This window comes from Rhodopirellula maiorica SM1, assembly GCF_000346295.1.
GTDB classification, from domain to species: Bacteria; Planctomycetota; Planctomycetia; order Pirellulales; family Pirellulaceae; genus Novipirellula; species Novipirellula maiorica.
The window spans coordinates 1-7,452 of the sequence record NZ_ANOG01000898.1 but is presented as its reverse complement, the minus strand read 5'-3'; the positions used below and the strand labels follow the sequence as shown (position 1 = coordinate 7,452).

The 7,452-nt window shown below is 54.5% G+C and carries 7 protein-coding genes; 2 read left to right on the top strand and 5 right to left on the bottom strand.

What is annotated here, in order from left to right:
* The 4 genes from RMSM_RS37455 to RMSM_RS43510 all read right to left on the bottom strand — a co-directional run.
* Positions 1-350, bottom strand: a 350-nt coding sequence (locus tag RMSM_RS37455; RefSeq protein ID WP_008705460.1) for a hypothetical protein, incomplete at its 3' end; no start/stop codon positions are given.
* 35 nt (positions 351-385) lie between these two features.
* The gene (locus RMSM_RS28540; protein ID WP_052031849.1) at positions 386-3,382 is read right to left on the bottom strand and encodes an MG2 domain-containing protein; all 2,997 of its coding nucleotides are present in this window, start codon (positions 3,380-3,382) and stop codon (positions 386-388) included.
* Positions 3,383-3,788: 406 nt separating this feature from the next.
* Positions 3,789-4,250: a divalent metal cation transporter gene (locus tag RMSM_RS43515; RefSeq protein ID WP_008705456.1), complete on the bottom strand. Its 462-nt coding sequence runs from the start codon at positions 4,248-4,250 to the stop codon at positions 3,789-3,791.
* 43 nt (positions 4,251-4,293) lie between these two features.
* Positions 4,294-5,127 (bottom strand): divalent metal cation transporter, encoded by an 834-nt coding sequence (locus tag RMSM_RS43510; protein ID WP_008705453.1) that lies wholly within the window; start codon positions 5,125-5,127, stop codon positions 4,294-4,296.
* A 210-nt stretch (positions 5,128-5,337) separates the two neighbouring features.
* On the opposite strand from RMSM_RS43510, the gene RMSM_RS28530 reads away from it, so the two are divergent.
* Positions 5,338-6,102, top strand: coding sequence for a glucosamine-6-phosphate deaminase (locus RMSM_RS28530; RefSeq protein ID WP_040769824.1), 765 nt, complete (start codon positions 5,338-5,340; stop codon positions 6,100-6,102).
* A complete protein-coding gene (locus RMSM_RS28525) occupies positions 6,099-7,034 on the top strand; it encodes an N-acetylglucosamine-6-phosphate deacetylase (RefSeq protein ID WP_008705449.1) in 936 nt (311 codons plus the stop codon). Before RMSM_RS28530 ends, RMSM_RS28525 begins: the two co-directional genes overlap by 4 nt.
* Here RMSM_RS28525 and RMSM_RS28520 read toward each other — a convergent pair.
* Positions 7,004-7,452, bottom strand: a 449-nt coding sequence (locus tag RMSM_RS28520; protein ID WP_008705447.1) for a GNAT family N-acetyltransferase, incomplete at its 5' end; no start/stop codon positions are given. The two genes, RMSM_RS28525 and RMSM_RS28520, sit on opposite strands and share 31 nt — an antisense overlap.

The following is a 7,452-nucleotide window of genomic DNA, read 5'->3' as shown; positions in this document are numbered from 1 at the left end:
TCGGACGAATTTTCGAACTGGGAATGCATCCGCGAATAGTCTTGATAGAAGACGTTGAAACGCTGCATCCAGGTGTGCGGTTGGAACGCATCCAACGATGCGTCATACAGCGTCGCCACCATCTCGGCCGCAGCACGTTCGGCATCGGGGCCTTTGATGATCGCCGTCCAAGTCTCTTTGGCAGCGGGATCCAATTTCGATACAAAATGTTCCCACTTGATATCGAGTTCCTTGTTCGTCCAAGGCACCTCGATTCGTTCGGCGTGAAAGTAGGCTCGGTTTTCGCGAACCATCGTCGTTCGCACGATAAAGCCGCCTCGCATCGATTCGTCGACCACTTGTTCAATCAAGACTTGAGTCGAATTTGCAGGCGTCCAATAACTCTTTAGCAGTTTGCCGCGGTGTTCAATTTCGATGAACGCACGGCGGTATCGTAGCCGCTGCCCCAGATCGCTCGCATCGATTCACCCGGTTCGACCGAAATCTTTTCTTTCATAAAAAGATCAGGAATCTTGATCGCCAATTTTTGGGCATTCGGATCAAGCACTTTGATCGGTAGCAGTGCTGTGACCTGTTTTCCAAAACGATCGCGAGTTTCCAGCTTGGCGCGGTACGGGCCTGCGGTCAAATCGAACGTCAACTTGGCGTTGCCGCCGCCGTCGGTTTCAAAGTCTTCTTTGGCAACCGGATCCCCTAGTTCCCATGTGTTGATGTCCGACGAGTCCGGAGCCGGTTTCGAGTTGCCTCGATGCAGTGGTTGGGGGTGGGATCCACCAAGCGACGGACGAACGACTTCGCTGGGCTGTTTTAATTGATACACCGTCACCGTGCCCTTAGCCGATTGACCATCACCATCGAGTGTTTTGGTGCTGATTGAAATCTCGACGGGCTGTTCACTTGTCTGCCAATCGTCGGCGGTCATCGTGGCTGCAAGTGCGGTGTAGCCGACGCTGATCGAACGTTGATCCGAACGTGTTTCGCCCGTCGAATCGGTCACATCGGCGTAAACGGTGAACTGAAACGTCGGCTCGCTTTCCTCGGGAACCGACAAATCTGGCTTGGCATCAAAGGTGATTTCAAACGATCCGTCGGCGCCACTGCGAGTCGTGCCATGAGCAATTTCTTGGTTGCCTTGTTGCCGCGGGGGGAACCAAAATCGACGTGATGACCATGACCACCAAATCGGGTAGCGGACTTCGCGGACGACACGCCACGAGACCAATGCGTCATCGATCGCGGCTCCGGTGTAGGCGGTCGCGTTTGCCTGGATCGTGACGGATTCGCCTAATTTCGCAGGTTCGGTCGGAGCGTTTAGTTTGACTTGAAATTTAGGACGCTTGTATTCTTCGACCCTGAATTGGGTCTGGCCCCGGGCGACGCCATCGACTCGCAGTGACATTTGCCCCATCAATCGGTCTCGCGGGGCGGTCACGCTGCCGCTGAAGCTGCCGTAATCGTTGGTGCGATGCGTTAGCCGCTCAATTTCTTTGCCATTGACGTCTGAAAACACCACCACCACTTGCTGGTTCGCCGACGTCTCGTAATTGTTTCGTTGTTGATTGACCGACAAACAAATTCCTTTGTAGCGAATCGTTTGCCCCGGACGGTACAGCGACCGATCGGTGAAAAACTGCGTTTGCTGCTGGGTTCGTTCAGGGTTGTTCGTTTGGTGAACCGAGATGCCATGATTCGACGACAGACGTTGATCGCGATAGGACGCCAACAGGATTAGATTGCGGCCATTGGTGGCTTTTGTCTTAAAGAAACCATTGCCATCGGTCGTGACCGTCTTCAGAGCAGTTCGTCGGTTTCCCTGGTTGACCCAGATTTTTACCGACGCGTCCTGAAGCGGTTTACCGGTTTTGGCATCCAACACGAAGCCTTCGAGTGTTCCCTGGCCATGGGCGGTTCGCAGCACCAAGGCCAACTTGCTGACCCAGACCTCGGCCATGCTGACTTGGTTGTTATCGTTCGCGAAATCTTCGCGGTGACTGGCGAACAAGAAATACGAGCCTGTTGGAATATCCTCAGGCACTTTTACGTGTTCCACCTGTTCTTGATAGTCGTCGGTTTTGGGTAGATCAGCTGACCACTGTTTGATGATCTTGCGATTCATCAAAGTGGATTGCTGGTTGCGGTTTAGATGAGTGGGTTGATAACGATTCGAATTGACGAATTCGTCGAAATCAAACGCGACCAGACGAAAATATACTTTTTCGACGTTACGATAACGGACATCGACGGTCGGCCATGGATCATTCCATACTCGCTCGGTCGTGATCGAAGCGGATGGCGCTTCGATCTGTTTGATCAGGTTGTAACAGCGATTGCCACCGATGCTGTTGGGGTGTCGAGCCAAGCCTTGTTCTGCGATTTCTTTGGCTTTGACAAATTCGTTTTCACGATGCCAAACGGTTGCCAGGTTATGTAACGCTCGAGCCGAAATCACGTGGGATGCGTGCTCGTCGGCAAACCGTTTCAGTGCCGATTTATAGCGAGCGTCCTTCTCTTCGCCAAAGGCATGGTTGTAGGCAAATTCGAGTCGGTGCAAGTCGGCATCAATGAACGCGGATTGATCATCGTCGTCGCGGTGAAATTTCAACAGTTGCTGATACAAGTGGACCGCTTTCAACTTGGGCGAATCGGCGTCCTCGGTCGCCGGAGTCCAATTGACAAAATCTTCGGCTGCGGCAAACACCGGACTATCGGCTTGTAGATCAAACGCATCTTCGCTGCGTGCACCGGCCTGTTCTGCGGATGAATAGAATTCGAGTGCTTGATGAACCAGGAAATCCCACAGCGTGGGGCGATAGTCGTCGGGCGCCGTTCCTTTTTCGATCAATTCGTCGTATTCAGCGATCGGCGTGTTTTGCAGCATGTCGGTATTTTCGAGTGCCTTGTCGAATTGTTCGGCAGTGACCTCCAAAATCCGCGGCAGATCCCAAGTGTTGATATCGTCACTGACGGGGGCTTCGGTTTGTGTCCGCTGTATGAACCGCCAGCGATTTTGCTGGAAAAAGTGCCAGTACCAATGGGCGACAATCGCCTGCATCATCGGTTGCATCTCTGCCGGAGCCTGCTCGATTTCAGCTTGCATACGAGCGATTTTTTCCTCCGGCCGATTGCCTTGGATCGTCCCTTCGAGCGAGATTTTCATCCCGATCGCCTTGATCGCCTCGTCATAATTTTTTTCCGCTTTGGCTTTGGTGATGATCGGCTCCAACTTTTCCACGGCCGTCTTGGGCAGCCCCTGATTGATGGCGTTTTGGACCTCCGTCCAGGTGGCGTCGGTGGGCTCGGCCGCCCACAACCACGTGGCACATAACAGGACTAAAACACTAGCAAAACCGAACTTTTGAAAGTTAGAGATACGGTGAGACAAGTGAAAAACTCGCGCGTTGGAGGTAGCTTGAGAAGGTGCGTCAATGTGATGGTAACGAACGTCCGGCCCTTTTATTAGCCGGAAAAACACTTTTTAATCGTCGCCATCACGGCGTCCGCCAGCGGGGGCGTTGCCAAGCCGCAAATCTGCCTGCGATTGCCAGAATCGAGCGAAAAATGAAGTGCCCAATCTCGATGTAGAGGCGGATCGCGGTATCCGTCGGTTCGGCACGCCGGTTCAACAGTTCGGCAGAGAACGCCAGCTGGAAAAATGAAGCCGAGCGGAATAAGGTCGGGCAGAATAAAGCCGGGCAGAATACAGCCGGGCGGTAGGACGATAGTGACAGCGGACCGGACGATGAGATCGTCCGGTCCGAAACAGCCCTGGGCTTACTAGGACATCGGGACTAGGACACCAGCCCCCATAAGGTGCGGGCGGACAAGGCGATCACCACGACCAACCCGAGCCAGCACAATACTTTGATGGCAATCGGAACGCGAACCGTAAGCTTTTGTAACTGCCACACGATCACGATTGCGAGAATCGGAAAACACAAGACCGTCAGTGCTTGCGCGATGACGATAAAGCTGACCAGGTCGATGCCGGTAAGCGTCACGGTGCTGGCGACGATCCAGCCGAGCAACAACGCCACGATCGTCGACGTGCGAACGCTGGCCGAAGACATCTTACTGCTCAGCCCGATCGCGTCACAAAACACGACGCCGCCGATCAAGGCATTGACCAGAAACGAGCTTGCCGCACCGGCAAAGATACCCAGCGAGAAGACGATTTTGGCCCAGGTGCCAAACAGCGGTTCAAGCGACATCGCCACCATGCTGGCGTCGGTCAACTCGCTCGGCTGGATCACACCATGCAGTGCCGTTGCTGCGGTGACAAAGTCATGCCGGTGATCAGCGCCAACGATGCGATGCCGACGAAACTGTCGACCAAACCGCTCGCAAATCGGCCTGCGTCCAACCTTTTTCTTTGACTTGATACGATTGATAGAATGCTCCGGCGACTGAGAATGTGGTCGCGATCATGGCTCCGACGCTCAACCACGAAACCGCGGCAGTCGTTCCACCACCGGGCGAGCCTGCATCGCTCGCCGAGGCGATTTTTGGGACTAACCCCACTGCGATTTCGCTGATGGACGGTTGCGACGCAATCATGCTTAACCCAAACGCGACGACCATCATGCCGACCAAGACGGCCATCATCCGTTCGACCAAACGGTAAAGATCGCGGCGACCCAATATAACGATCGCGATAATCAATAGATTGACGATCAACAGCAGCGAGGTCTTCGTCAGCGGGCTTAGATCATCCAGCGTCGTAGGCCCCACAAAACCGCCCGCAGCCATCAACATCGCATTATTGTTGGACGCTTGAAAAAGCGTGATCGCAATCATCAGCGAACCGCCCACAATCCACGCCGCAGGCCGACCCAAGGTGTCCGCCACGCTCTGGCAGAGCGTCTTTTTGTTGCAGACGCCGATCATCATCGAACCCATCGTCATGCCGATCATCAGCAAACCGGCAAACGGTACCACCCACAACAAATCGAGTCCGTATTCGCAGCCCACCCGGCTGGCGCTGACGATACTGCCGGGCCCCAAAACCACTGCGGCCACCACGATCGCGGGGCCAACTCGCGTCAGCCAGCTAAACCAATTTTTCGAGGTTGATGCGGAAATTGAGTCATCACTCGCAACAGCCGTGTTCGTTTCGTTATGATCTACCACAATCGGTTACCAATAGTGCTAATAAGTTCGGCCAGTCCTTCTGGCCCGCAGCAACATGTTATAGTCAATATCTATAGAGATTTGGGGTCGCCAGCATTTCGTAGCCCTAGGTCCGTTGAACTTGACTATGATTTCATTGCGATTTCCACTGCTGGAAGCCCAAGGACGTTTTCCCACCCCGTCTGATCCCACCCCAACGTTAGAGTGAAGATGCGTACGATTCTAGCCGCTGATCGAACTGCCATGGGCCACTGGGTGGCCAAACAGGCCGCCGAAGTGATCCGAACCACGATTCAACAACAGGGACACGCCACGATTGTGATTGCCACCGGAGCGTCTCAATTCGAAGTGTTAGGCGAGTTGGTCAAACAACCCGATATCGATTGGGGCTGCGTCACCGGATTTCATTTGGACGAATACATTGGCTTGTCCGCAGATCACCCGGCGTCGTTTTGTCGTTATTTAAAAGAACGGTTTGTCGACCATGTGCCGATTGCTCGTTTTAATTTTCTGTACGGTGACCAAGACCCTAAGCAAACGATTGCAAAGATCGGTGCGGCGCTGCAAGCCACGCCCATCGACTTGGCCTTGGTTGGAATTGGCGAGAACGCACACCTTGCTTTTAACGATCCTCCTGCCGATTTTGAAACAACCGATCCCTACTTGATCGTCAAACTCGACGAAGCGTGTCGCATGCAACAAGTGGGCGAAGGGTGGTTCCCCTCGCTAAGCGACGTGCCGACCGAAGCGATCAGTATGTCCGTGAAACAAATCCTAAAAGCGAAGCGGATTTTTTGTAGCGTTCCCGATGCCCAGAAAGCCACTGCAGTTCATCAGACACTCGAAGGTGAAATCGATCCGATGGTACCGGCCAGTATTTTGAAGCAGCATGAAGGCACGACGCTGATCATTGACAAAGCTTCGGCCAGTCAATTGAGTGAAGAAACGCGGAATGAATTGGAACCGATCACGTGAGCGGCTTTATCGATCTGCAAGTCAACGGCTATGCGGGAGTTGACTTTAATTCCGACGACATTCGTGAATCCGATTTGGTCGCCGCATGTACCGAATTGGCTTGTGATGGAGTCGAGCAAACCTTGGCGACCATCATTACCGCGCCGATGGAAAAAATGGTTTCGCGAATCAATCGAATCGCCGATTGGATCGAATCGGTCCCCGAGATTCGTAAACAGATTGCGGGGATCCATGTCGAAGGCCCCTTTATCAGCCCGGTGGACGGTTTTGTCGGGGCTCATCCCAAAGACGCCGTGCAGCTTGCCACAGCCGAGGCTGCCAAGCGATTGTTAGATGCGGGTAACGGCCATGTGCGGTTGGTGACGCTTGCACCTGAAATGGACAGTGACGCCGTGGTGACCCGTTTTTTGCGGGACCACAGCGTGGTCGTCGCCGCTGGCCATAGCGATGCGTCGATTAGCGAGTTGGACCGATGTATCGATGCCGGGTTGCAGTTATACACCCATCTGGGCAATGGGTGTCCGAGCCAATTGCATCGGCATGACAATATCATTCAGCGAGTTTTGAGCCGCTCGGATCGCTTGATGATCAGCTTCGTGGCCGATGGGCATCACGTCCCGACATTTGCGCTGCGAAACTATTTGCGCTGCATGCCCAGTGAAAACGTGGTGATTGTCAGTGATGCAATTGCCGCGGCGGGGCTGGGGCCAGGCGAATACGAATTGGCGGGACAAACGGTCTATGTGGACGACGATGGCGCCGCTTGGGCCGCGTGCCGGACGCACTTTGCCGGTTGCGCGACGACACTTCCGCGGATGCGTGAAATCTTGATTCGCGATCTGGGGGCGACCGATGCCGAGGTGGATGCTTGGATGCGGGGCAATCCAAAACGGTTGCTCGGCTACACGCCAGCGACTTCTGCGGCTTTGTAAACGACTTGCGTTCGGCGGAACCCGAGTCGTTCGTACAGTCGAACCGCGGCGGTATTGTCCGTCGTCACTTCGAGGTGCATTTGTGATAACCCCGCGGCGCGAAATCCTTCGGCGGCACGCGCCAACAAGATCGAACCGAGTCCTCGGCCGCGATGTTCCGGGGAAACGCCGACGTTTTGGATTGCGCCCCAGCCTTCGAGCTGCAAGCCTTGGATGGTGCCAACGGGTTCGGCACGCGTGGACCGAGTCGGACGGTAATGGACCAACCAAGTTGCCTCGGGAACGAAGCTGATTCGTCCGGTAATCTCTCGCATCAGGCTCAAGCATCCATCACGCCGGGCCAGACAAGGGAAAACGTTGGCATCAAGCTCTTCGCGGAAACTGCGGTACTTTGCCGTCGCATGGTCGCGGAGTAGAT

Bases quoted from the DNA above. Each gene is read 5' to 3' on its own strand.
- RMSM_RS28530 (WP_040769824.1), top strand. From the start codon at position 5,338: ATGCGTACGATTCTAGCCGCTGATCGAACTGCCATGGGCCACTGGGTG.